The 24,228-nt window shown below is 69.7% G+C and carries 23 protein-coding genes and 5 tRNA genes; 11 read left to right on the top strand and 17 right to left on the bottom strand.

Annotation, left to right across the window (positions count from 1 at the left end; all coding sequences use genetic code 11):
• Window positions 1-82 precede the first annotated feature (82 nt).
• Complete coding sequence (locus tag EJ357_RS32840) at window positions 83-316, top strand: Lrp/AsnC family transcriptional regulator (protein ID WP_003997603.1); 234 nt, start codon at window positions 83-85, stop codon at window positions 314-316.
• Between the two features lie 20 nt (window positions 317-336).
• Window positions 337-870: a DUF3515 domain-containing protein gene (locus EJ357_RS32835; protein WP_126395334.1), complete on the top strand. Its 534-nt coding sequence runs from the start codon at window positions 337-339 to the stop codon at window positions 868-870.
• 12 nt (window positions 871-882) lie between these two features.
• Here the strand turns inward: EJ357_RS32835 and EJ357_RS32830 are convergent, their stop codons facing one another.
• The 3 genes from EJ357_RS32830 to EJ357_RS32820 all read right to left on the bottom strand — a co-directional run bounded on the left by EJ357_RS32830 (window position 883) and on the right by EJ357_RS32820 (window position 3,905).
• Window positions 883-2,040 (bottom strand): D-alanine--D-alanine ligase family protein, encoded by a 1,158-nt coding sequence (locus EJ357_RS32830; RefSeq protein WP_126395333.1) that lies wholly within the window; start codon window positions 2,038-2,040, stop codon window positions 883-885.
• A 69-nt stretch (window positions 2,041-2,109) separates the two neighbouring features.
• Entirely contained in the window at window positions 2,110-3,120 is a 1,011-nt protein-coding gene (locus tag EJ357_RS32825) for an NAD(P)H-dependent glycerol-3-phosphate dehydrogenase (protein WP_126395332.1), read from the bottom strand.
• On the bottom strand, window positions 3,117-3,905 hold the full coding sequence (locus EJ357_RS32820) for a lysophospholipid acyltransferase family protein (RefSeq protein ID WP_126395331.1): 789 nt from the start codon (window positions 3,903-3,905) through the stop codon (window positions 3,117-3,119). The genes EJ357_RS32825 and EJ357_RS32820 overlap by 4 nt, the downstream gene beginning before the upstream one ends.
• A gap of 170 nt (window positions 3,906-4,075) precedes the next feature.
• Between EJ357_RS32820 and cofC the strand changes: the two genes are divergently transcribed.
• A complete protein-coding gene (cofC, locus tag EJ357_RS32815; RefSeq protein WP_126395330.1) occupies window positions 4,076-4,714 on the top strand; it encodes a 2-phospho-L-lactate guanylyltransferase in 639 nt (212 codons plus the stop codon).
• Window positions 4,715-4,765: 51 nt separating this feature from the next.
• Window positions 4,766-4,969, top strand: coding sequence for a hypothetical protein (locus EJ357_RS32810; protein ID WP_126395329.1), 204 nt, complete (start codon window positions 4,766-4,768; stop codon window positions 4,967-4,969).
• Window positions 4,970-5,102: 133 nt separating this feature from the next.
• On the opposite strand, the gene EJ357_RS32805 is transcribed toward EJ357_RS32810, so the two are convergent.
• The 4 genes from EJ357_RS32805 to leuC form a co-directional block, all read right to left on the bottom strand.
• A complete protein-coding gene (locus EJ357_RS32805) occupies window positions 5,103-5,747 on the bottom strand; it encodes an HU family DNA-binding protein (RefSeq protein WP_126395328.1) in 645 nt (214 codons plus the stop codon).
• 137 nt (window positions 5,748-5,884) lie between these two features.
• The gene (locus tag EJ357_RS32800) at window positions 5,885-6,115 is read right to left on the bottom strand and encodes an SCO5555 family protein (RefSeq protein WP_003997611.1); all 231 of its coding nucleotides are present in this window, start codon (window positions 6,113-6,115) and stop codon (window positions 5,885-5,887) included.
• Window positions 6,116-6,380: 265 nt separating this feature from the next.
• A complete protein-coding gene (leuD, locus tag EJ357_RS32795; protein ID WP_126395327.1) occupies window positions 6,381-6,974 on the bottom strand; it encodes a 3-isopropylmalate dehydratase small subunit in 594 nt (197 codons plus the stop codon).
• A gap of 6 nt (window positions 6,975-6,980) precedes the next feature.
• The gene (gene leuC / locus EJ357_RS32790; protein ID WP_126395326.1) at window positions 6,981-8,411 is read right to left on the bottom strand and encodes a 3-isopropylmalate dehydratase large subunit; all 1,431 of its coding nucleotides are present in this window, start codon (window positions 8,409-8,411) and stop codon (window positions 6,981-6,983) included.
• A gap of 202 nt (window positions 8,412-8,613) precedes the next feature.
• Between leuC and ndgR the strand changes: the two genes are divergently transcribed.
• Window positions 8,614-9,330, top strand: coding sequence for an IclR family transcriptional regulator NdgR (gene ndgR, locus EJ357_RS32785; protein WP_031485194.1), 717 nt, complete (start codon window positions 8,614-8,616; stop codon window positions 9,328-9,330).
• 75 nt (window positions 9,331-9,405) lie between these two features.
• Here the strand turns inward: ndgR and EJ357_RS32780 are convergent, their stop codons facing one another.
• A complete protein-coding gene (locus EJ357_RS32780; protein WP_126395325.1) occupies window positions 9,406-9,924 on the bottom strand; it encodes a DUF4188 domain-containing protein in 519 nt (172 codons plus the stop codon).
• An 89-nt stretch (window positions 9,925-10,013) separates the two neighbouring features.
• Here EJ357_RS32780 and EJ357_RS32775 point away from each other — a divergent pair, with 89 nt between their 5' ends.
• Window positions 10,014-10,661, top strand: a complete 648-nt coding sequence (locus EJ357_RS32775; protein ID WP_126395324.1) for a MerR family transcriptional regulator — start codon at window positions 10,014-10,016, stop codon at window positions 10,659-10,661.
• A gap of 53 nt (window positions 10,662-10,714) precedes the next feature.
• Here the strand turns inward: EJ357_RS32775 and EJ357_RS32770 are convergent.
• From EJ357_RS32770 to EJ357_RS32730, 9 genes are all read right to left on the bottom strand, one after another.
• Window positions 10,715-10,787: transfer RNA gene (locus EJ357_RS32770), tRNA-Glu, on the bottom strand.
• A 28-nt stretch (window positions 10,788-10,815) separates the two neighbouring features.
• Window positions 10,816-10,887: transfer RNA gene (locus tag EJ357_RS32765), tRNA-Gln, on the bottom strand.
• 20 nt (window positions 10,888-10,907) lie between these two features.
• Window positions 10,908-10,980, bottom strand: a tRNA-Glu gene (locus EJ357_RS32760).
• 29 nt (window positions 10,981-11,009) lie between these two features.
• A tRNA-Glu gene (locus EJ357_RS32755) sits at window positions 11,010-11,082 on the bottom strand.
• Window positions 11,083-11,103: 21 nt separating this feature from the next.
• Window positions 11,104-11,175: transfer RNA gene (locus EJ357_RS32750), tRNA-Gln, on the bottom strand.
• A 90-nt stretch (window positions 11,176-11,265) separates the two neighbouring features.
• A complete protein-coding gene (locus EJ357_RS32745; protein WP_126395323.1) occupies window positions 11,266-11,997 on the bottom strand; it encodes an HAD family hydrolase in 732 nt (243 codons plus the stop codon).
• Between the two features lie 111 nt (window positions 11,998-12,108).
• Window positions 12,109-13,593: a glutamate--tRNA ligase gene (gene gltX / locus EJ357_RS32740; RefSeq protein WP_126395322.1), complete on the bottom strand. Its 1,485-nt coding sequence runs from the start codon at window positions 13,591-13,593 to the stop codon at window positions 12,109-12,111.
• Entirely contained in the window at window positions 13,586-14,371 is a 786-nt protein-coding gene (locus EJ357_RS32735) for a fumarylacetoacetate hydrolase family protein (protein ID WP_126395321.1), read from the bottom strand. Before EJ357_RS32735 ends, gltX begins: the two co-directional genes overlap by 8 nt.
• A 159-nt stretch (window positions 14,372-14,530) precedes the next feature.
• On the bottom strand, window positions 14,531-14,713 hold the full coding sequence (locus tag EJ357_RS32730; RefSeq protein ID WP_126395320.1) for a hypothetical protein: 183 nt from the start codon (window positions 14,711-14,713) through the stop codon (window positions 14,531-14,533).
• 605 nt (window positions 14,714-15,318) lie between these two features.
• Between EJ357_RS32730 and EJ357_RS32725 the strand changes: the two genes are divergently transcribed.
• The 5 genes from EJ357_RS32725 to EJ357_RS32705 all read left to right on the top strand — a co-directional run bounded on the left by EJ357_RS32725 (window position 15,319) and on the right by EJ357_RS32705 (window position 24,222).
• Window positions 15,319-19,083: a sensor histidine kinase gene (locus EJ357_RS32725; RefSeq protein WP_126395319.1), complete on the top strand. Its 3,765-nt coding sequence runs from the start codon at window positions 15,319-15,321 to the stop codon at window positions 19,081-19,083.
• A 9-nt stretch (window positions 19,084-19,092) separates the two neighbouring features.
• Entirely contained in the window at window positions 19,093-19,506 is a 414-nt protein-coding gene (locus tag EJ357_RS32720; protein WP_048580707.1) for a roadblock/LC7 domain-containing protein, read from the top strand.
• A 114-nt stretch (window positions 19,507-19,620) separates the two neighbouring features.
• Window positions 19,621-20,019: a DUF742 domain-containing protein gene (locus EJ357_RS32715; RefSeq protein ID WP_003997626.1), complete on the top strand. Its 399-nt coding sequence runs from the start codon at window positions 19,621-19,623 to the stop codon at window positions 20,017-20,019.
• Window positions 20,000-20,575 carry a GTP-binding protein gene (locus EJ357_RS32710; RefSeq protein WP_030051303.1) on the top strand — a complete coding sequence of 192 codons (576 nt, stop codon included), beginning with the start codon at window positions 20,000-20,002 and terminating at the stop codon, window positions 20,573-20,575. The genes EJ357_RS32715 and EJ357_RS32710 overlap by 20 nt, the downstream gene beginning before the upstream one ends.
• 389 nt (window positions 20,576-20,964) lie before the next feature.
• On the top strand, window positions 20,965-24,222 hold the full coding sequence (locus tag EJ357_RS32705) for a sensor histidine kinase (protein WP_126395318.1): 3,258 nt from the start codon (window positions 20,965-20,967) through the stop codon (window positions 24,220-24,222).
• Window positions 24,223-24,228 lie beyond the last annotated feature (6 nt).

The raw sequence follows: 24,228 nt of genomic DNA, 5'->3' as shown, positions 1-24,228 counted from the left end.
AGGTCTCCCCGCGGCGAGCGGCGACGCGATACCGTGGCGTTCCTTTTCCCCACATGATCCTCGTGGCCGCCCTGGAGGTTCCGTGGTACAGGCGTACATCCTGATCCAGACGGAGGTCGGCAAGGCGTCGACCGTCGCCGAGACGATCAGCAAGATCCCTGGAGTCATCCAGGCCGAGGACGTGACGGGACCTTATGACGTCATCGTGCGCGCACAGGCTGACACAGTCGACGACCTGGGTCGCATGGTGGTGGCCAAAGTCCAGCAAGTGGACGGCATCACCCGCACCCTGACCTGCCCGGTCGTCCATCTTTAGCCCCCGTCTACCCTTGGCCGGTGAACTCTTTCCGTCACCGGCGCATTTCTGTCACCTCTGCCATCGGGTCGCCCGCGCTCGTCCTGCTGATCACCGCCGCGGGCTGCTCATCACCAGACGACAGCGGGTCGGCGGCGGTTCCCAGCCCCGGCGCGAAGGCGACGCAGCTGTGCCGGAACCTCGACAAGGTGCTGCCGGCCAAGGTGGACGGTGAGAGCCGTGAGGACCCCTCGCCCGCGTCCGCGCTGACCGCGGGATGGGGGGACCCGGCGATCATACTGCGGTGCGGTGTCGAACGGCCCCCGAAGATGATCGACCCCAAGGTCGCCGAGGGGCGGGACCAGGACGCGGTGGCCGGTGGCGTCGAAGGCGTCAAGTGGCTGATGGAGAAGCAGGACGACGGGGCGTACCGGTTCACGAGCGCGAGCCGCCGCGCGTACGTCGAGGTCACCGTGCCGGAGGGCGTGGACAGTTCGGGCGCCCTGATCGACCTGGCCCCGGCCATCAAGAAGGCGATCCCCGAAGGGATCGCCGACCTGACCGTGGGCAACTGACCGACGCAGCCGTCAGCGCAGCCCGGTGGACCGCCGCAACGCCGCCTGGATCAGCAGGTCCACCAGGTCCGGGTAGCTGATCCCGCTCGCCTGCCACATCTGCGGGTACATCGAGATCGGCGTGAAGCCGGGCATCGTGTTGATCTCGTTGATCACGAACTCCCCGTCCTCGGTGAGGAAGAAGTCCGCCCGCACCAGGCCCTCGCACGAGGCCGCCTCGAAGGCGTCCACGGCCAGGCGCTGCACCTCGGCCGTCTCCTCGGGCGTCAGGGGCGCCGGCACGATGCCGGGCGTCGAGTCGATGTACTTGGCCTCGAAGTCGTAGTACGCGTGGGCGTCCGGCGGGGGGATCTCGGCCGGTACGGAGGCGCGCGGGCCGTCCTCGAACTCCAGCACCCCGCACTCGATCTCCCGGCCGCGCAGCGCCGCCTCGAAGAGGATCTTCGGGTCGTGCCGCTGGGCCTCGGCGATCGCCTCGTCCAGCCCCGCCAGGTCCTCGACCTTGGTGATACCGATCGACGATCCCGCGCGCGCGGGCTTCACGAAGAGCGGCCAGCCGTGGTCCCCGGCGAGGTCGATGATCTTCTTGCGGGCTCCGGACTCGTCCTGCTCCCACTCGCGCGGCCGGATCACCACGTACGGGCCCACCTTGAGCCCGAACGAGGTGAACACCCGCTTCATGTACTCCTTGTCCTGGCCGACCGCCGAGGCGAGCACACCGGAGCCGACGTAAGGCACCCCGGAGAGCTCCAGCAGGCCCTGGAGGGTGCCGTCCTCGCCGTACGGGCCGTGCAGCACCGGGAAGACCACGTCGATCTCGCCCAGCGCCTTGGGCACCGATCCGGGCTCGGTGTAGACGACTTCGCGGCTCGCGGGGTCGACGGGGAGCACCACGCCGCCCTCGCTCGACTCGGCCAGCTGCTCGACGTTGGGCGTACGGCGCTCGGTGATCGCCATGCGTTCCGGTTCGTCGGCGGTGAGCACCCAGCGGCCGCTCTGCGTGATGCCGATCGGCAGGACGTCGTACTTCGTCCGGTCGATCGCGCCCAGTACGGCGCCGGCGGTGACCATGGAGATCCCGTGCTCGGAGCTGCGACCGCCGAACACGACGGCCACACGCGGCTTGCGGGGCGGCTGGTCAGGGCTCTGGGGGAGGTTCTCGGTGCTCATATCGCGTTGAGCGTACCCGCCCGTAGGGGCCGAGTCAGCGTCCGGAGGGCGGCGTTCCCTCAGCGTCGCTCAGCGTCGTTCCGCCTTCGCGCTGCGCGACATCAGCTCCTTGAGGGCGACGACCGGGGGCTTGCCCTCGTGCACGATGTCCACGACCGTCTCGGTGATCGGCATGTCGACGCCGTGCCGGCGGGCCAGATCCGCCACGGACTCACAGGACTTGACGCCCTCGGCGGTCTGCTTGGTGACCGCGATGGTCTCCTGGAGGGTCATGCCCTTGCCGAGGTTGGTGCCGAAGGTGTGGTTGCGGGACAGCGGCGAGGAGCAGGTCGCCACCAGGTCGCCGAGACCCGCGAGTCCGGAGAACGTCAGCGGGTCGGCGCCGAGCGCGACGCCGAGCCGGGTCGTCTCGGCGAGACCGCGGGTGATCAGCGAGCCCTTGGCATTGTCGCCGAGGCCCATGCCGTCCGCGATGCCGACGGCGAGGCCGATGACGTTCTTCACGGCTCCGCCCAGTTCGCAACCCACCACGTCCGTATTGGTGTACGGCCGGAAGTACGGCGTGTGGGAGGCCGCCTGCAGACGCTGGGCCACGGCCTCGTCGGTGCAGGCGACGACCGCGGCGGCGGGCATCCGCGCGGCGATCTCACGGGCGAGGTTGGGGCCGGTGACCACGGCGATGCGGTCGTGGCCGACCTTGGCGACATCCTCGATGACCTCGCTCATCCGCATGGTGGTGCCGAGTTCGACGCCCTTCATCAGGGACACCAGGACCGTGCCCGGCGCCAGCATCGGGGTCCACTCGGCCAGGTTGGCGCGCAGGGTCTGGGAGGGGACGGACAGCACCGTGAAGTCGGCGCCGGCCATGGCCTCGGCCGGGTCCGTGGTCGCCCGCATGCCTTCCGGGAGCTCGACTCCGGGGAAGTAGTCGGGGTTCGTGCGGGTGGAGTTGATGGCGTCGGCGACCTCGGCGCGACGGGCCCACAGGGTGACCTCGCACCCCGCGTCGGCGAGGACGATACCGAAAGCGGTGCCCCACGAACCCGCGCTCAGGACCGCCGCCTTGACGGGCTTGCTCACGTGCCCTGCCCCTCTTCCTGCCCGGCCTTCGGCGCTTGTGCCTGCTGGGTCTGCGCGGCCGTCCTGCGCCGCTGCTCGATGCGCTCCTGGCGCGGGTCGTACGGCCTCTCGGGCGCCTTCTCGCCGCGGATCTCCTCCAGTTGGCGGGTGATGGCGGCCATGATGACCTCGGTGGCGTCCTTCAGCAGCTCCGGGGTCATCTCCTTGTCGTAGAAGGGCGCGAGGTCCACGGGCGGGCCCGCGAGCACCCGGTGGGTCTTGCGCGGAAGGACGTTGGCCTTCTTGGAGTACGGCGGCAGCAGTTCGTTGGCGCCCCACTGCGCGACCGGGATCACCGGGCACTTGGTCTGCAGGGCGACACGGGCGGCGCCGGTCTTGCCGGTCATGGGCCACTGGTCCGGGTCCCGGGTGATCGTGCCCTCCGGATAGAACGCGACGCACTCGCCGCGCTCCACGGCGTCGATCGCGGCCCGGAACGCGCTCAGCGCGTCGGTGGTCTCGCGATAGACGGGGATCTGGCCGGTGCCGCGCATGAAGGCGCCGACGAATCCCTTCTTGAAAAGACCGCTCTTCGCGAGGAATCGCGGAAGGCGCCCGGTGTTGTACTGAAAGTGCGCGTACGCGAAGGGATCAATGTGCGAATTATGGTTCACCGCGGTGATAAATCCGCCGTCGGCCGGAATGTTCTCCATTCCACGCCAGTCCCGCTTGATCAGAACCACCAGCGGCGGTTTGGCGATCACCGCTGCGAAGCGGTACCAGAAGCCGATTCTGCGGCGGGGCACGCGTGCACCTTCCTCTAGGTATCAAGGACGTCGGGCCGGGGGGCCGCACAAGTGTCGCCCCAGGCCGCCGGTCTGTCGAGAACACCGTACGCCTCGCCGCCACCACCGCCAGATGGCCTTGGTGACGGCTGAGTGACAATGGCCGCGACTAGAGAGGGACGGAAACGCTGGTGCAGTGGACCTTGGTCGTACCCCTGAAGCCCTTGGCGCGGGCGAAGAGCAGGCTCGCGGACACCGCGGCGGACGGGCTGCGCCCCGGCCTGGCCCTCGCCTTCGCCCTGGACACCGTGGCGGCGGCGCTGGCCTGCCCCGCGGTGAAGGATGTGGCAGTCGTCACGGACGACGTGCTGGCGGGCCGCGAGCTGGGCGCACTTGGCGCCCACATCGTCCCCGACGAGCCGGGCGGCGGCCTGAACGCGGCGCTGGCGCACGCGGCGGCGGTCGTACGCTCGTCCCGCCCCGAAACCCCCGTCGCGGCCCTGAACGCCGATCTCCCCGCCCTGCGCCCGCTGGAATTGGCCCGGGTCCTGGAGTCGGCAGCGGAATTCCCGCGCGCTTTCCTCCCGGACGCCGCGGCAATCGGCACGACCCTGCTGGCCGCAGCCCCGGGATATGAATTACTGCCCGCATTCGGCGAGGATTCCCGTTCCCGCCACCGCGCCTCGGGTGCCACGGAACTCGACCTCGACGACGTGGACTCCGTACGCCAGGACGTGGACACCGGCGCCGACCTCAGAGCCGCACTGGCCCTGGGCGTGGGCCCACGCACGGCGGCGGCAGCGGCACGGCTGCTGATCGAGGAACCGTAGCGGCCACGCCCCCGCGCTCCGCGCCCCACAACCCGTCGTAGGGTGACAGCCATGCAGGCCACCGCATACACCTACGACGCCGAAACCCGCTCCGGCAGCGTGCTGCTGGACGACGGCACCCCCGTCCCCTTCGACGCCCCGGCGTTCGACGCGGGCGGACTGAGGCTGTTGCGCCCCGGTCAGCGGGTGCGCATCGAGACGGAAGGCCAGGGCGACGCCCTGCGGATCACGTTGGTGACCTTGCAGACACTCTGAACCTCTGGCCCCTGGGCCTCTGGATCTCTGGGTCTCTGGGTCTCTGGGTCTCTGACCGTCGCAGAACCCCGAACACGCCGCGGGCCGGACTCCACACGGAGTCCGGCCCGGCGCGTGAGTGCCCTTCGCGGTCCTACCTGCTGCGCGTGGTCCTCTTGGCAGTGGACTTGCGCGCCGTCGACTTCTTGGCCGGCGCCTTCTTGGCGGTCGCCTTCTTCGCCGGGGCCTTCTTGGCCGTCGCCTTCTTGGCGGTGGTCTTCTTCGCCGCGGTGGTCTTCTTGGCGGCGGCCGTGGTCTTCTTCGCCGTCGTCTTCTTCGCCGTGGTCTTCTTGGCGGCGGCCGTGGTCTTCTTGACAGCCGCCTTCTTCGCCGTGGTCTTCTTCGCCGCGGCCGCCTTGGTGGTCTTCTTCGCGGCGGCCTTCTTGACCGTCGCCGCGGCACCACCGGTCAGGCTGCCCTTGGGCGCCTTCTTGACGGCGACCTCGCCGCCCCGCGGGAGCTTCTTCGAACCGCTCACCAGGTCCTTGAAGCCCTGACCCGCGCGGAAGCGGGGAACGGAGGTCTTCTTGACCCGAACCCGCTCGCCAGTCTGAGGGTTGCGGGCGTAACGAGCCGGACGGTCGACCTTCTCGAACGAACCGAAGCCGGTGACGGAGACCCGCTCACCAGCGACGACCGCGCGGACGATCGCGTCCAGTACGTGGTCGACAGCCTCGGCGGCCTGCTGGCGGCCGCCCATCTTGTCGGCAATCGCTTCTACGAGCTGCGCCTTGTTCACGTCTTCCCCTTCGGAGACATCGCCAGAACGAAAGTGTTCAAGCTTTTTCGCACGTTAGGCAGATATATACCGCAAATCAAACACGAAACGGGCTAATCACCCTTGTGCCGCAACAGACTCGACGGTCTCGAAGGTGTTCAGCGTTCCTCTTCGGGGAATCGCCCCGCGTCGAGGTCCGCGATGAACCGCTCCAGACGCCTTGTCGCTTCGGCTACGTCGTGCTTGGCCGCGGCCGTAATGACCAGCAGCTTCCGGGTCAGCGCCATCCGTACGCCCTCCGGGACTTGCAGTGCGCGCACTCTTGCGTGCGCTTCCTTGAGTTGGTCCGCGACTGCCGCATAGAGCTCGAGTTGGCCGTCGTGTTCCATGCACAGATTGTGCCATCTGGGGCGAGTTGTCGCCTGCCAGGGGTGCAACTCCGGCCTCAATTGGCCTTCCGGGCACTTGCGGAAGCCACGGCTACAGCACTCGCGTACCCCGACAACGCCCCTCGTAACATGGGCAGTTGAGGTCGGCGCCGAGCAGCACGGGGCCGTTCGGGTGCAGACATGGCAGTACCCCCGATCGGGGCCGATCGGGGGTACTGGGAGGGTGTTGCGGTGTCCGAAAGTCGCCTTGCGTGGCGGCCTCGGATCAGCCCTGGAGGGTGCGCGGCTTGAACGACGGCCGCTTCGCCTCGTAGGCGGCGATGTCGTCCTCGTTCTGCAGGGTGATCGAGATGTCGTCGAGGCCGTTCAGCAGCCGCCAGCGGGAGTTCTCGTCCAGCTCGAAGGCGGCGGTGATGCCCTCGGCGCGCACCTCACGCGCCTCAAGGTCCACAGTGACCTCAGCCGTCGGGTCCTTCTCGGTGAGCTCCCACAGCGCGTCCACGATCTTCTGCTCCAGAACCACCGTGAGCAGGCCGTTCTTGAGCGAGTTGCCGCGGAAGATGTCCGCGAAGCGCGAGGAGATCACGGCCTTGAAGCCGTAGTTCTGCAGCGCCCACACGGCGTGCTCACGGGAGGAACCGGTGCCGAAGTCCGGGCCGGCGACCAGCACCGTGGCGCCTTCGCGCTCGGGCCGGTTGAGCACGAACTCGGAGTCCTTGCGCCAGGCCTCGAACAGCCCGTCCTCGAACCCGTCCCGGGTCACCTTCTTGAGCCAGTGAGCAGGGATGATCTGGTCGGTGTCGACGTTGGAGCGGCGCAGCGGAACGGCCCGGCCGGTGTGCGTGGTGAATGCTTCCATGACTTCTCAGACTCCAGCGGGCGTACGGGTCTCGGCGTCGGACAGATCGGCCGGGGAGGCCAGGTGGCCCAGCACGGCGGTGGCCGCCGCGACCTGCGGCGACACCAGGTGCGTACGACCGCCCTTGCCCTGTCGGCCCTCGAAGTTGCGGTTGGAGGTGGACGCGGAGCGCTCACCCGGGGCCAGCTGGTCGGGGTTCATGCCCAGACACATCGAGCAGCCCGCGTGCCGCCATTCGGCGCCGGCGTCCTTGAAGACGACGTCCAGACCCTCGGAAACGGCCTGCAGGCCCACGCGCGCGGAACCCGGGACGACCAGCATGCGTACGCCGTCGGCGACTTTGCGGCCCTTGACGAGCTCGGCGGCGGCGCGCAGGTCCTCGATGCGGCCGTTGGTGCAGGAGCCTACGAAGACGGTGTCCACCTTGATGGAGCGCAGCGGCTGTCCGGCCTCCAACCCCATGTATTCCAGGGCCTTTTCGGCGGCGAGCCGCTCCGAAGCGTCTTCGTACGAAGCAGGGTCGGGGACGGACGCCGAAAGCGGCGCACCCTGGCCGGGGTTGGTGCCCCAGGTGACGAACGGCGACAGCTCGGCGGCCTCGATCACGACCTCGGCGTCGAACTCGGCGTCCTCGTCCGTCTTCAGCGTCTTCCAGTACGCGACGGCCGCGTCCCAGTCCTCGCCCTTGGGGGCGTGCGGACGGCCCTCGAGGTAGTCGAAGGTGGTCTGGTCGGGGGCGATCATGCCCGCACGGGCGCCGGCCTCGATCGACATGTTGCAGATGGTCATCCGGGCCTCCATCGAGAGCTTCTCGATGGCGGAGCCGCGGTACTCCAGGACGTAGCCCTGGCCGCCGCCGGTACCGATCTTGGCGATGATCGCCAGGATCAGGTCCTTGGCGGTGACGCCGTCGGGCAGTTCGCCGTTGACGGTGATGGCCATGGTCTTCGGGCGGACCAGCGGCAGGGTCTGGGTGGCCAGCACGTGCTCGACCTGGGAGGTGCCGATACCGAACGCCAGACCGCCGAAGGCGCCGTGCGTGGAGGTGTGCGAGTCACCGCAGACCACGGTCATACCGGGCTGGGTCAGCCCCAGCTGCGGGCCGACGACGTGCACGACGCCCTGCTCGACGTCGCCCAGCGGGTGCAGCCGCACACCGAAGTCGGCGGCGTTCTTGCGCAGCGTCTCCAGCTGGACGCGGGAGACCGGGTCCGCGATGGGCTTGTCGATGTCGAGGGTCGGGGTGTTGTGGTCCTCGGTGGCGATGGTCAGGTCGAGCCGGCGCACCTGGCGACCGCTCTTGCGGAGGCCGTCGAAGGCCTGCGGGCTGGTCACCTCGTGCAGCAGGTGCAGATCGATGAAGAGGAGGTCGGGCTCGCCCTCGGCGCGCCGGACGACATGGTCGTCCCAGACCTTCTCCGCGAGTGTCCTACCCATCGCTTTCCCTCCGGCCGGCATACGGTCCACCGGCCCAACTAGAGATCTTGAGAAGGCGGCCGGCGCCCGCGCCCCTGCTTCCGGGCGTCTGCCGACAAGCCCGCTCTGGTCCGCGGGCCGCTCTGCCTTCGTTCTTCCAGAGTGGCGTGTTCCACGGAAAATTGAACTTGCGTTTCACAGAGTGAGACGCGAGTATCGTTTCATGGACAACAGTAGCGGCGTCGGCGTTCTGGACAAGGCAGCCCTTGTCCTGAGCGCCCTGGAGTCCGGTCCGGCCACCCTCGCAGGGCTCGTCTCGGCCACCGGACTGGCACGACCCACGGCCCACCGGCTGGCCGTGGCTCTGGAACACCACCGCATGGTGGCGCGTGACATGCAGGGCCGTTTCATTCTCGGCCCTCGCCTGGCAGAACTGGCCGCGGCGGCCGGTGAGGATCGTCTCCTCGCCACGGCGGGCCCGGTCCTCACCCACCTCCGTGACGTCACCGGCGAGAGCGCGCAGCTCTACCGCCGCCAGGGCGACATGCGCATCTGCGTCGCGGCGGCGGAACGTCTGTCCGGCCTTCGGGACACGGTCCCGGTCGGCTCGACGCTCACGATGAAGGCGGGCTCCTCGGCCCAGATCCTGATGGCCTGGGAGGAGCCGGAGCGCCTGCACCGGGGCCTGCAGGGGGCCCGCTTCACGGCCACCGCGCTCTCGGGCGTACGCCGCCGCGGCTGGGCCCAGTCGATCGGCGAGCGCGAGCCGGGCGTCGCGTCCGTCTCCGCGCCCGTACGCGGCCCGTCGAACCGCGTGGTGGCGGCCGTCTCGGTCTCCGGACCCATCGAGCGCCTGACGCGACACCCGGGCCGTATGCACGCCCAGGCGGTCATCGACGCCGCCGCCCGCCTCTCCGAGGCCCTGCGCCGCACCGGCTGACCCCGGACGGGACATCGACGAGGGGGCCTGCCTCAACGCCGCGGCAGGCCCCCTCGTTCCCCCGATCCCCCCGACTCAGCCGACTTCTTCGGCCGCCTTCGCCGACCGGTGCGCGAACCGGTCCTTGGCGTAGCGCCCCCGCTTCTCGACCGGCACCTGACCATGCGCCGCCGCGAGCCCGAACGCCGGCATGTCCGCGTAGATCGACTCGTACGACCCCTCCGGCACGACGTAGGCCTCATGCCACAGCCCCACGTGCTGGCGGATCCTGCCCGCCTTCTCCTTGCGGTTGAAGATCGACCACGCCCGGCGGTGCAGCAGGCCCGACGCGTGTGCGTACGCGTACAGCTTCTCCTTCGACTCCCAGTACTGGACGACGTAGTACGTCCGCGGCGAGGCCGTCAGCAGGACATGGCCGAGCAGGCCGCGCTCGGGCGCCTTCCCCAGCTCGCGCAGCATCCGCGGCATGGCCACCGCCACCGGCAGCCAGTGGTGCACGGCCCAGAAGTGGTTGATGCGCATCCCGATCAGCAGGACGACCACATCGCCCTCGGCGTCCGCGGTGGTGCGACCCGGCACCGGCTTGGCGAACATGACGAGCCCCCGTCCCCCCTGTCGGATAGCGTCGCTATCCTTGCGAGTGATGCTTGGATAGTGGCACTCCCCAAGGAAGGGCGCAAGAGATGCGGCTGGCCGAACTGAGCGAGCGCAGCGGGGTGTCCACCGCGACGATCAAGTACTACCTGCGCGAGGGGCTGTTGACGCCGGGCCGTCAGATCAACACGACGACGGCCGAGTACGACGAGGAGCATCTGCGCCGGCTGCGACTGATCCGCGCGATGATCCAGGTCGGCCGGGTCCCGGTGGCGACGGTCAAGGAAGTGCTGGGACATGTCGACGACGACTCCCTGCCCCGCGCGATCCGCCTGGGCGCCGCGATGTGGGCGCTGCCGCAGGTGCCGGAGCCGGACCAGGACGACGAGTACGTCCAGGCCGCCCATCAGGAGGTCAGCGCGCTCCTGGACCAGCTCGGCTGGGAGAACGCCAAGCAGCTCACGACCATCTCCCCCGCGTACCGCTCGCTGGTGGTGGCGGTGGCCGCGTTCCGCCGGCTCGGCTACGGCTTCGGGGCCGAACTCCTCGCGCCGTACGCCGAGTTGATGCACCGGACGGCCGTACTCGACCTGGACAACATGGAGACGTACCCGTCACAGGCGGAGCGGATCGAGTTCGCGATCCTGGGGGCGATCCTCAACGAGCCGGTCCTGCAGGCCCTGCACCGGCTGGCCCAGGAGGAGGAGTCGACGCGGCGGTACGGCTTCGACGAGTAGCCGGCGCCGGGCACGACGAAGGCCCTCCGCCGAAGCGAAGGGCCTTCCTGTTGTACCCCCGACCGGATTCGAACCGGCGCTACCGCCTTGAGAGGGCGGCGTGCTAGGCCGCTACACAACGGGGGCGTGGATCTAACGTTTCCGCAGATCCGAGCTGGTCTACCTGGACTCGAACCAAGACTAACTGAACCAGAATCAGTCGTGCTGCCAATTACACCATAGACCAATGTGGTTTAGACCAGTTCGTACCCCCGACCGGATTCGAACCGGCGCTACCGCCTTGAGAGGGCGGCGTGCTAGGCCGCTACACAACGGGGGCCCTAGCGATTCCGACAAGATCGGAACCAGTACCCCCGACCGGATTCGAACCGGCGCTACTGCCTTGAGAGGGCAGCGTGCTAGGCCGCTACACAACGGGGGCTTTGCAGATGAGCTCTGCGAGCTGGCCTACCTGGACTCGAACCAAGACTAACTGAACCAGAATCAGTCGTGCTGCCAATTACACCATAGGCCACTGGAACGCAAGCCCCTGAGGGGTTCTTGTTCTAGTTTGCTCCGTCGGTTCCGGCCTTTCGGCCCGCTCCCCGGCGGCGCAGGAAGAACATTACCTGAAGGTGGACGGGGCTCCAAAACGGGTATCCGAGCCAAGGAGCGCGGGGAGTTCGCAGAGCGAGGCGATCCGGTGCGGGCCGGTGGGCGCGTCACCGCTGGTGCGGGCGCCGTCGCGGTCGATCCAGACGGACAGCAACCCGGCGTCGGCAGCGCCCCGTCCGTCGATCTCCGGGTGATCGCCGACGTAGGCGACCTGGTGCGGGGCGAGGTCGAGGGCCTCGCAGGCGGCGTGGAAGGCCCCGGCCTGCGGCTTGGAGACGCCGAGCTCGGCCGCGCACAGGATGGCCTCGAAGCGGTCGTGCACGCCGAGCACGCGCAGCTTGCGGTCCTGGACGTGGATGCTGGAGTTGGACAGCACCGCGTGCCGGTGGCTGGCGGCGAGGGCGTCCAGGACGGGCAGGACGTCCGGGAAGAGGGCCCAGGCGATCTCGTAGTGCCCGATGTACCGCTCGAACCAGGCGTCGGCCTCGGCGTCGGTCAGCTCCTGGCCGAGGAACACCCGCACACGGTCGCGGCGCTGGCCCTGGAAGGTGGCCTCCCCCGCCGAGAACCGCGCCCACTGGGCGTCGGTGATCTCCCGCCAGCGCACGATGGCCTGCTCGACGCTGTCGAACCCGTCGAGCAGGCCCTCGGCCAGCAGATGTGCGCCCATGCCCACGCGGTCCGCCGTGGTGTAGTCGAAAAGGGTGTCGTCCACGTCCCACACCACGGCCCGGATGCTCATGATCCGACGGTAACCCGGGGTACGGCGGTGCGTCTGCCGGTTGGGGGCTGCGCAATGCCGAAGGGGCGGCACCCGGTTGTCCGGGTGCCGCCCCTCACCTGCGCGTCGGTGTTACGCCGCCAGCTTCGCCAGCGCCGCGTCGATCCGGGCCAGGGTCGTCTCCTTGCCCAGGACCTCCAGGGACTCGAAGAGCGGCAGGCCGACCGTGCGGCCGGTGACGGCGACGCGGACCGGGGCCTGGGCCTTGCCGAGCTTGAGACCGTGGGCCTCGCCGGCGGCCAGGACGGCCTCCTTCAGGGACTCCGGGGAGGCCCAGTCGGCCGCTTCCAGCTTCTCGCGGGCGGTGCGCAGGAGGGCGTCGCTGCCCTCCTTCATCGCCTTCGTCCAGGACGGCTCGTCGAAGACGGGCTCGGCGAGGAAGAGGAAGTCGACGTTGTCCGTGATCTCCGACAGCACCTTCAGACGGGTCTGGGCGTGCGGGGCGATCGCCTGCCACTTCACCTCGTCGAAGGCCTCGGGGGCCCAGGGGGCGAACGGGGCCTGCAGCCACGGGCGGCAGCGCTCGGTGAAGTCCTTCACGTCGAGCAGCCGGATGTGGTCGCCGTTGATCGACTCGCACTTCTTCAGGTCGAAGCGGGCCGGGTTGGGCTGCACGTCGGCGATGTCGAAGGCCGCGACCATCTCGTCCGTCGTGAAGATGTCCTGGTCGGCGGAGAGCGACCAGCCGAGGAGGGAGAGGTAGTTGAGCAGGCCCTCCGGCAGGAAGCCGCGCTCGCGGTAGAGGTTCAGCGACGACTGCGGGTCGCGCTTCGACAGCTTCTTGTTGCCCTCGCCCATGACGTACGGCAGGTGCCCGAAGGACGGGATCCCCTTGGCGATGCCCAGCTCCATCAGCGCCTTGTACAGGGCGATCTGACGGGGCGTGGAGGAGAGCAGGTCCTCGCCGCGCAGGACGTGGGTGATCTCCATCAGGGCGTCGTCGACGGGGTTGACGAGCGTGTAGAGGGGCGCCCCGTTGGCTCGGACGATTCCGTAGTCCGGCACGTTCTCCGGCGTGACCGTCAGCTCGCCGCGGACCAGGTCGGTGAAGGTGATCGTCTCGTCGGGCATACGGAAGCGGACGATCGGCTCGCGGCCCTGGGCCGTGTACTCCGCGACCTGCGCCTCGGTCAGCTCGCGGCAGTGGCCGTCGTAGCCGGACGGCTTGCCGGCGGCGCGGGCGGCCTCGCGGCGGGTGTCCAGCTCCTCCTGGGAGCAGTAGCAGCGGTAGGCGTGGCCGCCGTCCAGCAGCTTCTGCGCGACCTCCTTGTAGAGGTCCATCCGCTGCGACTGGCGGTACGGCGCGTGCGGGCCGCCGATCTCGGGGCCCTCGTCCCAGTCGAAGCCGAGCCAGCGCATGGAGTCGAGCAGTTGGTTGTACGACTCCTCCGAGTCGCGGGCCGCGTCGGTGTCCTCGATGCGGAAGACCAGGGTGCCCTGGTGGTGCCGGGCGAACGCCCAGTTGAACAGGGCGGTGCGGACCAGGCCCACATGGGGGTTACCGGTGGGCGAGGGACAGAAACGGACGCGAACGGGGGAGCCGGGTGCGCTAGCCACGCTTGACAACCTTGTTGGTGAGAGTGCCGATGCCTTCGATGGTGACGGCGACCTCGTCGCCGACGTTGAGGGCCCCGACGCCTGCCGGGGTGCCCGTGAGGATCACGTCGCCCGGGAGCAGCGTCATGGCCTCGGAGATGTTGACGATCAGGTCCTCGATGGAGTGGATCATCTCGCTGGTACGGCCGAGCTGGCGCTGTTCGCCGTTGACCGTGAGCTGGATCGTCAGGTCGGACGCGGTCTCGACGTCCAGGTCCGTCTCCACCCAGGGGCCCAGCGGGCAGGAGGTGTCGAAGCCCTTGGCCCGGGCCCACTGCTTCTCGCGCTTCTGGACGTCACGGGCGGTGATGTCGTTCGCGCAGGTGTAGCCGAAGATCACGTCCTTGACGCGCTCGCGCGGGACCTCGCGGCACATACGGCCGATGACGACGGCCAGTTCGGCCTCGTGGTGGAGGTCCTCGGTGAAGGACGGGTACTGGATCTCGTCGCCGGGGCCGATCACCGCGGTGGACGGCTTGAAGAAGGCGAACGGGGCGTCGGGCACCTCGTTGCCGAGTTCGCGCGCGTGCTCGGCATAGTTGCGGCCGAAGGCCACGACCTTGTTGGGGAGCACCGGGGGCAGCAGCCTGACCTTGCTCAGCGGGACCTTCGTACCGGAGAGCTCGAAGTCCGCGAACGGGATGCCCTTGATGATGTCGAGGACGAGCTCGTCCGGCCTGTCGCCCTCGACCGCGCCGAAGGCGACGTTCCCGTCGATGGAGAATCTGGCGATGCGCACGGGATGCTGCGCCCCTCACTTGAGCCGGCTGGAGTCTGACGCTCCAGGCTAACGCGGGGAGGGGTGGGCGCCTCGCGCATTACCGCGGGCGCCCTGCCCGTCGTGCCGAACCGCCCCAAAGTTCGTATGTGATTGAACAATCGGCGGCGCGTCGCCGTACTACCGGGCGGCGGCGACGGGGATCTTGTCGAGGATGGTGCGCTTGGGGTTCGCGGTCTGGGCGGGAAGGTCGACGGAGTGCTCCGGCTGCTGCGGGATCTGCAGTTCGTCGGCGTCGGTGAGGTGCGCCAGCGTCGTGCGCCGCGGGTTGGCTATCGTGCGGAACATCGTCGTCGTCTTCACGGTTGTACCGAGTCCTGTCGTGACGGAGCGCCGGGCCTGGCTCGGGACGGCCTGCGGCCTGGCGCGGGTTGGCAGAAGCGTCCCTCTTGTAAAGCGTCAGGCTAAACATGCGATTCCCCGGGGAAGTCACCGGGGCTCTCTGATCTGTATGTGAGTTTGCTCACGGGAGCGTGGATAAACCGGGCAATTCAGGCTCGCACTCCACCCCAACGAAACGGACATTCACCCCCTGAACCCATCATTCCGCTCCTGATCATGGCGACTGGGACACCTCTCGCGCGTAAGAGGATCGCGGGCATAGGTCCGTTTTGGGTGGGATAAGTTTCTACGGCAGGTAATCTCGCCCTCACGCGGCGTCACGTATGTCACGGCTCGACCTACGGGCCTTGTTGGAGATCCTGCACTGTGCTGGAATTCCACGGACCGCCGCAGGATCGAGCCGGCGCACAGGGGGCGCACCGACGCGCCGAGTGGCGGCGAGAAGGGGGAGCCAGCGCCGGTCACTCACGACTATCAGGGAGCGTGTTCAGGATGCTCCCCAATACGCCGACACCGTGTCCGTCCGCTCACGCGGAGGGGCGCCTGGTCCAGAGGTTGCGACGCTAGTGCAGGGACGTTTCAAGAGGGATGGCAGCGCTTCGGCGGAGCCGGAGCACGGCGGGACCGACCGAGGTCCCTCGCCCCAGCACGCCCAGAACCCGGGCTCGGCACCGTCGGTCGACGGCGGGGACCGCTCCGGGCGTCCGGCCGTGTCGGCGTCCTCGGGGGCGGCGACTCCCCCCACGCCACCGGCGAAGAAGCCGCCGAAGGGCACCCCGGGCCCCGGTGCGCGAATAGCCCTGCGCAACTGGCGCATCTCCACCCGTCTGGTGGCGCTGCTGACCCTCCCCGTGGTCGCCGCCACCTCGCTGGGCGCGCTGCGTATCAGCGACAACATGGACGACATCCAGCAGCTCGAGAACATGAAGCTGCTGACGGACATGACCAAGCGGGCCACCGAGCTGGCCGCGGCGCTCCAGGAGGAGCGTGACCAGTCCGCCGGTCCGCTCGCGCACGGCGGCAAGGCGACCGACTACACGGTCAAGGGCTACCGCGACAAGACGGACCGCGCCACGGACAGCTTCATCGAGGCGTCCGAGGAGATCGACAACAACGCCACGGACGGCAACCTCAGGGGCGTTCGCGACAACCTGGTCCAGCTCGTCGGGGACCTGAACGACATCGCGAAGATCCGCAACACCGCCTACGAGGCCAAGGAGAACTCCACCCAGACGGTCGAGGCCTATCACCGTCTGATCACCAACCTGCTGGGCCTCTCCCAGGACATGGCCGAGGCGACCAGCAACCCGGAGATGATCCAGAGCACGCGTGCCCTGGCGGCCTTCTCCACCGCCAAGGAGTACGCGTCCATCCAGCGCGCGGTCCTCGCCGCGGCGCTGCCCGCCAACAACGACTCCTTCGGTGACCTCTCCGAGAACGACCGGCTGTACGCCGAGTCCGCGCTGACCAGCCAGCGGTCCGAGCTGAAGAGCTTCCGGAGCATCTACGGCACCCAGGCCGCCGCCGGCCTGCTGCGCTCCATCGAGGACAACAACGCGACGATCGAGGCCAGCGACACCTACGCCAGCCGGGCCCTGTCCTCCGCGAACGGTCTGCAGTCGCTGGACAAGCGGTCGTACCGGGACTGGGTGGACGACAGCACCACCAAGATCCAGCAGATGCGCGCCATCGAGACGACGCTGCTGGAGGACATGGAGCAGAAGGCCCGCGAGCTGCGCAACGAGTCGGAGCGCGAGGCGATCATCTCCGGTGCGCTGATCCTGCTCGTGCTCGGTGTCTCGCTGGTCGGCGCCTTCGTCGTCGCCCGCTCCATGATCCGCTCGCTGCGCCGCCTGGAGGAGACCGCCACCAAGGTCGCCCAGGACCGTCTGCCCGAGCTGGTCAAGCAGCTGTCGGAGTCGGACCCGCAGGACGTCGACACCTCCGTCGAGTCGGTCGGTGTGCACTCCCGGGACGAGATCGGCCAGGTGGCCGCGGCCTTCGACGACGTGCACCGCGAGGCGGTCCGCCTCGCCGCCGAGCAGGCCCTGCTGCGGGGCAACGTCAACGCGATGTTCACCAACCTCTCGCGCCGCTCCCAGGGCCTCATCCAGCGTCAGCTCTCGCTCATCTCCGAACTGGAGTCCCGCGAGGCCGACCCGGACCAGCTGTCCTCCCTGTTCAAGCTCGACCACCTCGCGACGCGCATGCGCCGTAACGGTGAGAACCTCCTCGTCCTCGCGGGTGAGGAGCCCGGCCGACGCTGGACCCGCCCGGTCCCGCTGGTCGACGTGCTCCGTGCCGCCGCGTCCGAGGTGGAGCAGTACGAGCGCATCGAGCTGGCCTCCGTGCCGACCACCGAAGTGGCCGGCCGCGTGGTCAACGACCTCGTGCACCTGCTCGCCGAGCTGCTGGAGAACGCCACCTCGTTCTCCTCCCCGCAGACCAAGGTCAAGGTCACCGGTCACGCGCTGCCCGACGGCCGCGTCCTGATCGAGATCCACGACACCGGCATCGGCCTCTCCCCCGAGGACCTCGCCGCGATCAACGAGCGGCTCGCCTCGCCGCCCACCGTGGACGTCTCCGTCTCCCGCCGCATGGGCCTCTTCGTGGTCGGTCGTCTGTCGCAGCGGCACGGCATCCGCATCCAGCTGCGCCCGTCCGACTCCGGCGGTACGACCGCGCTGGTCATGCTCCCCGTCGATGTCGCCCAGGGCGGCAAGAAGCCCGCTCCGGGCAAGCCCGGCCAGGGTCCCGGTGGCTCCGGTGGTCCGGCCGCGGCGCAGGCCGCCGCCGGTGCGGCTGCCGCCCGTCGCCAGGCCCAGGCCGGTGGCGGCTCCCTCGGCGCGGGTGCGCCGGGTGGCGGTGCCCTCGGTGCCGGCTCCGGTGCGTCCGGCGGGGGCCTGCTCGGCGCCGGTCAGGGACCGCGGGCCGCGCTTCCCGGGCGTGACGGTGGCGGACTTCCCGGTGGACCGGGCGCCCCGCGCGGGCCGCAGGGTCCGGGCGCGCCCTCGCAGGGCCGGCCGCCGGCCGGTGCGGGCGCCGGGTTCGGCGGCCAGGCTCCGGGTGCTCCGCAGGGGCTGCAGGCCGCGGGTACCGGTCAGGACCCGTTCGGGCCGGGCCAGGGGGCCTTCGGGTCGGGGCAGGATGCCTTCGGTTCCGGTCAGGACCCCTTCGGCGGCTCCCGTGGCGGCTCCGCCGGCCGCGACCAGTCCCGGCCGCAGGGGCCCGCGTCCCCGCCGTCCGCCTCCCCGTCCGCCGGTGCCGAGAAGAGCCGTCGTGGCCGTCGGCCGCAGCTGCCGCCGCGCGGTGGTGCGCGGGCCGAGCTGCCGGGCGGCAACCAGCAGCGCACGCCCAGCTGGAGCGACGAGAACGCCCAGCCGCCGGTGCCGCGCGCCTCGCTCGACACCCCGCGCGGGCACGACGAGGACCCCGCACAGACCTCCCGGATGCCGCGGATCGACGACCGCCAGGGCCCTGCCTCGGCGACGGAGATCCCGGCGCTCCCGCGCCTCGACGGCCGCCAGGGCCCGGGCTCGGCCCCGGAGTTCCCGCCCGCCGGTGGGAGCGGACAGCAGAACACGGGCCAGTTCGTCCGCCCCGACGTCTTCGGCGCCCCGGGCGGGCAGAACAACTCGTCGCAGACGGGCCAGTTCGCCGCACCGCAGGCCTACGACGGCAGCTCGACGGGCCAGCACGCCCTGCCCGGTCGCCAGAACCCCGAGTCCACCGGGCAGTTCGAGCGGCCCCAGGCCAACGGCGCGTACGGCGGCAATTCCGGCTTCGGTGCCCCGCAGCCCCCGGCCCCGGCGCGCCCGCAGCAGCGGCCCGCCCGCCAGGAGCCCGAGGCGCTGCCGCCCGCGACGGGCCCCGGCGACGGTCGTACCCCGCTGTACGACACGCTGGAGACCAACTGGTTCCACGGCAGCCAGCAGGGCCAGGGACGCCAGCCCGGCGCCAACGGCTCCGCGCCGGCCGCCGCTCCGCAGCAGCAGCCGCAGGCCCCTGCGGCTCCCTCCCAGCCCCCCGCGTCCACGACCGCGTGGCGCAGCTCGCCGAACGACGACCTCGTCCGGCAGGCAGAACGCGTCCGGCAGCCGGCCGCGGGCGGTGTCACCACCTCCGGCCTGCCGCGCCGGGTGCCCAGGGCGAACCTCGTCCCGGGTACGGCTCAGCAGCAACAGCACCAAAGCGGTCCGGCGGTCTCGCGTGCGCCTGATGACGTGCGCGGCCGACTGACCAATCTCCGTCGGGGTATCGCGCAAGGTCGTCAGGCCGGCACCGGCCAGACGGGCAGTTTCCCGAGCCCCACTCACCAGCAGGAGCGTTAGTTGAGCCAGATGAGCCAAGCGGCACAGAACCTCAACTGGTTGATCACCAACTTCGTGGACAACACCCCCGGGGTGTCCCACACCGTCGTCGTGTCCGCCGACGGTCTCCTGTTGGCGATGTCAGAGGGCTTCCCGCGCGACCGTGCCGACCAGCTGGCGGCCGTCGCTTCGGGTCTGACCTCGCTGACGGCGGGGGCGTCCCGGATCTTCGACGGCGGCAACGTGGCACAGACCGTCGTCGAGATGGAACGAGGATTCCTCTTCCTCATGTCCGTCTCGGACGGTTCGTCCCTCGCCGTCCTGGCCCACCCCGAATGCGACATCGGCCTCGTCGGCTACGAGATGGCGCTGCTGGTCGACCGCGCGGGCGCCGTGCTCACGCCCGACCTGCGCGCCGAGCTCCAAGGCAGTCTGCTCCACTGATCAGCCCCGGATCCACCCGTCTCACCAAATCACCGTCCGGCCGCCACAATCCCCGCACTGGCCCCCACCCAGACGGCGTGACTGACCGACTTGCTGTCCCCGCCCGGAGGATTCATGACCCCGCCCACCGCCTCTCATGATCCGTACGCGGAGCCGTACGAGGATGAGGGCGACCAGCCGCTGGTACGTCCGTACGCGATGACCGGCGGCCGGACCCGGCCGCGCTACCAGCTCGCCATCGAGGCGCTGATCAGCACCACGGCCGACCCGGCAGCGCTCATGGGGCTCCTTCCGGAGCACCAGCGCATCTGCCACCTGTGCCGTGAGGTGAAGTCGGTGGCCGAGGTCTCCGCACTGCTGTCCATGCCGCTGGGCGTGGCCAGGATCCTCGTCGCCGACCTCGCTGAGGCCGGCCTGGTCGCCATCCACCAGCCGGGCGGCGACGAGAACAACGGCGGCGCTCCGGATGTGACGCTGCTCGAAAGGGTGCTCAGTGGACTTCGCAAGCTCTGAACCAGGCCGGGCGACCACCTCCGCGAAGATCGTGGTGGCGGGTGGCTTCGGCGTGGGCAAGACCACGTTCGTGGGCGCGGTCTCGGAGATCAACCCGCTGCGCACCGAGGCCGTGATGACGTCCGCGAGCGCGGGCATCGACGACCTCACGCACACCGGGGACAAGACCACCACCACGGTGGCCATGGACTTCGGTCGTATCACCCTGGACCAGGACCTGATCCTGTACCTCTTCGGTACGCCGGGCCAGGACCGCTTCTGGTTCATGTGGGACGATCTGGTGCGCGGTGCCATCGGTGCCGTCGTGCTGGTCGACACCCGTCGTCTCGCCGACTGCTTCCCCGCGGTCGACTACTTCGAGAACAGCGGGCTTCCCTTCGTCATCGCGCTCAACGGCTTCGACGGGCACCAGCCCTACACGCCGGACGAGGTGCGCGAGGCGCTGCAGATCGGCCCCGACGCGCCGATCATCACGACGGACGCCCGGCACCGGGCCGATGCCAAGAGTGCGCTGATCACGCTGGTGGAGCACGCGCTGATGGCACGGCTGCGGTAGATCAAGTCGGCAGCGTCATACGGCAGTTGTCGTAGTTGTGCCGGAGCCGACTGTGGCCTTTGACACGGTCGGCTTCGTTGTTCATAACGTTTCGGCAGAGGAATCGGGTGGTACGGCCACTCGTCGCGGTCGCGTGGTCTCGCTACGCGCACGAAAGCCCCGTCTTTTGACGGGGCTCGCTCTTTATGACCGTTTTATCTAGGGCTTACATCACTTCGAATCCGCCGCTTCCACTGTTTGGAAGAGCGCAGGCCGACGTGCTGGAATGCCTGAACTGCCCAATAGTCAAAGACGTACTCAGCAGTACTGCGTACTCAATGGTGAACTGGGCTCTGAGACACTGCGGCACAACGTAAGGGTGCCGACCCCGCCGGAAGGTTGTTGGTCGAGTGAGGCGAAGCAAGAACAGTCCCGAGCCGTCGGCCCGGGGCAACTTCACCCCGCCGCCGCGCGGAGCGGCGCCTGTCCCTGTGCCCGGATCGGAACCATCGGCCACGCCGGCACCCAGCGGTGGCCGTCTCTCGCCGCGCAACTGGCGCGTGCCGACCCGGCTGAACGCGATCCTGCTCATACCCGTGCTCGTCGGCCTCGTCATGGGCGGCTTCCAGGTGAAGAGCTCGATCGACACCTGGCAGGAGGCCGAGGACGCGGAGAACACCGCGCGTCTGGTGCGAGCCTCGCTGAACTACGCCGACGCCCTCTACAACGAACGTGACGTGACCGCCGCCCCGCTGCTGCAGGGCAAGGGCGAGGACGACAAGACGGTCACCGCGGCCCGTGACAACACGGACGACGCGGCGGACGAGTTCGACGAGGCCGCGCAGAACATGCCGCAGAAGGCAGGCCTGGAGCGCCGCCTGAGGCTGTTTCGCGACGTCGAGCCGGGCCTCGCGGAACTGCGCGCGCAGGCGTACGGCAACAAGCTGACCGGTGTGCAGACCGAAGAGGGCTATGTCGAGGTCGCACACCCCCTGACGGAGTTCGCCAACGAGCTCGGCCTGGGCACCGGCAACATCACCTCCTACGGCCGTACCGTCTACGCGATCGAGCTGACCAAGGCGGCGCTGTCGCTGCAGCGCTCCATCGGCATGCACCTGCTGGTCAAGCCCGGCCCGTCGGCGAGCAGCTTCGCCAGCCAGCGGGTCGCTCTGACGTCGTACGCCTATCTCGAGGGCATCGCCGTCGAGGAGTACATCGGCGGTGGCACCGAGGCCGACGCGCAGAAGCTCGAGGACGCCAAGAAGGAGGTCCTCGCCGAGGGCGCGGCCATGGCCAAGGCGGCCAAGCAGAAGAACCCGGACTACGTACCGCCGCCGGCCAAGACCGAGGACATGGTCAAGGCCATCGCCTCCATGCAGTCCACGGACACCAGCGAGCGCACCAAGATCGCCCAGCTGGGCGTCACCGCCGAGAACTGGTGGGCGGTCAACACCCTCAAGTTCAACGCCTACCGCCAGATCGAGTCCGACCTGGCCGACACCGCGGTGAACGAGGCCGCCGACATCGCCGACGACGCCAAGCGCGACGCGCTGATCACCGGTGCCGCCGTCGTGGTCGCCCTGCTCGCCGCGTTCATCCTGGCCGGCATGGTGGCCCGCCAGATGTCCCGCTCGATGCGCCAGCTGCGCAACGCCGCCTTCGGTATCGCCGAGCAGCGTCTGCCGATGCTGGTCGACCAGCTCTCGCGCACCGACCCCGGCCGCGTGGACACCCGCGTCGCACCCATCCCGATCAACACCCGGGACGAGATCGGCGAGGTCGCCCGCGCCTTCGACCAGGTCCACCGCGAGGCCGTCCGGCTCGCCGCCGAGCAGGCCCTGCTGCGGGGCAACATCAACGCGATCTTCACCAACCTCTCGCGCCGCAACCAGTCGCTGATCGAGGGCCAGCTGACCCTGATCACCGACCTGGAGAACAACGAGGCCGACCCGGACCAGCTGGAGAACCTCTTCCGCCTGGACCACCTCGCGACCCGTATGCGCCGCAACGGCGAGAACCTCCTGGTCCTCGCCGGCGAGGAGCCCGGCCGCCGCTGGGACCAGCCGGTCCCGCTGGTCGACGTGCTGCGCGCCGCCTCCTCCGAGGTGGAGCAGTACGAGCGCATCGAGCTCTCCGGCGTCCCGGAGGCCGAGATCCACGGCCGCGCCGTGACCGACCTCGTGCACCTGCTCGCCGAGCTGCTGGAGAACGCGACGACGTTCTCCTCCCCGCAGACCAAGGTTCGTGTCACGGCCACCCGTCTCCCCGACGGTCGGGTCATGATCGAGATCCACGACAAGGGCATCGGCCTCACCGCCGAGGACTTCGCCGACATCAACCACAAGCTGGCCAACCCGCCGACGGTGGACGCCGCGATCTCGCAGCGCATGGGCCTGTTCGTGGTCGGCCGGCTGTCCGACCGGCACGGCATCCGCGTCCAGCTGCGCCCCTCCGGCGAGCAGGCCGGCACCACCTCGCTGGTCATGCTGCCGGACGCGATCACGCACGGCGGTGGCGGCGAGCAGCAGCCGTCCCAGGACGAGTTCACCGTCTCGCAGATCATCCCGGAGCAGGCCTTCCAGGGTGAGAACTTCAACCAGCAGCCGCTGCGTACGGCCGCCGAGCTCGGCTTCGACGACAGCCGCTACACCGAGGTCCCGGACGACATCCGCGAGCTGGACCCCGTCGGCCGCTCCCTGATGCGCGAGGAGCGCCGTGCGGCCCTGGAGGCCCAGGCGCACGGTCCGGAGGCCCCTGGCGAGGCACCCGCGTACGACGAGTTCACCGGTCAGAGCGGCTACGACGCCCGAGGCGGCTTCCCCGAGCAGCCCGGCGGCTACGACCCGCAGCAGGCGTACGAGGAGCAGCGGCAGACGCCGTACGAGGAGCAGCAGGCGGCGTACGAGGAGCAGCAGCGGGCCGCGTACGACGAGCCTCAGCGGCAGTCGTACGACGACCCGTACTTCGCGCCGAACGGCGGCCTGCCCGACAACGACACCTTCTCGTCGGGCGGCGGCTACCCCGAGCCCGCGTATCCGGAGCCGACCCGCGAGGAGCCCGCGGCCCCGAGCCCGTCCGCCCCGGAGTCCTTCCCCGCCTTCGAGCAGCGGCGTCACCAGGACGACTGGCCGCAGTCGAACGGCTACCGCAACGGTTACTCGGACGGTTACGCTCCGGAAACGGAATCCGCGCAGGCCGATGACGCGAACGAGCGCGACCGCGTAGGCTTCGACCGTCCGGGACCGGCTCCCGCCGCCCCCCACGCGATGACCGACGCCGGGCTTCCGCGCCGCGGTTCCGCCGCGAGCGGTGCCAACGGCGCACGGCCCGCGCGACAGGAGACGCCGGCCCCCACACCGGAGAGCAACGGCGACAGCAGCTGGCGTTCGCAGAACGACGAGCGCTGGCAGCAGGCCTCGCAGCTCCGGAAGCCCAAGGCGGGCGGGGTCACCTCCTCCGGCCTGCCGCGGCGGGTGCCCAAGGCCAACCTGGTCCAGGGAGCCGCCGAAGCCACCCCACAGGGCGGCCCACAGGTCTCCCGCGCTCCCGAGGACGTCCGGGGCAGGCTGAGCAACCTGCGCCGCGGTGTCCAGCGGGGACGCAGCGCAAACAGCGAAACGAACGGCCAGGGCTTCGGCCCTGACAGCACCTACAACCAGGAGCGTTAGTGTGAG

Origin of the sequence: Streptomyces cyaneochromogenes (assembly GCF_003963535.1) — a bacterium.
Lineage (GTDB): Bacteria > Actinomycetota > Actinomycetes > Streptomycetales > Streptomycetaceae > Streptomyces > Streptomyces shaanxiensis.
Note: the sequence above shows the minus strand (reverse complement) of the source record. Positions and strands in the feature narration are given on the sequence as shown.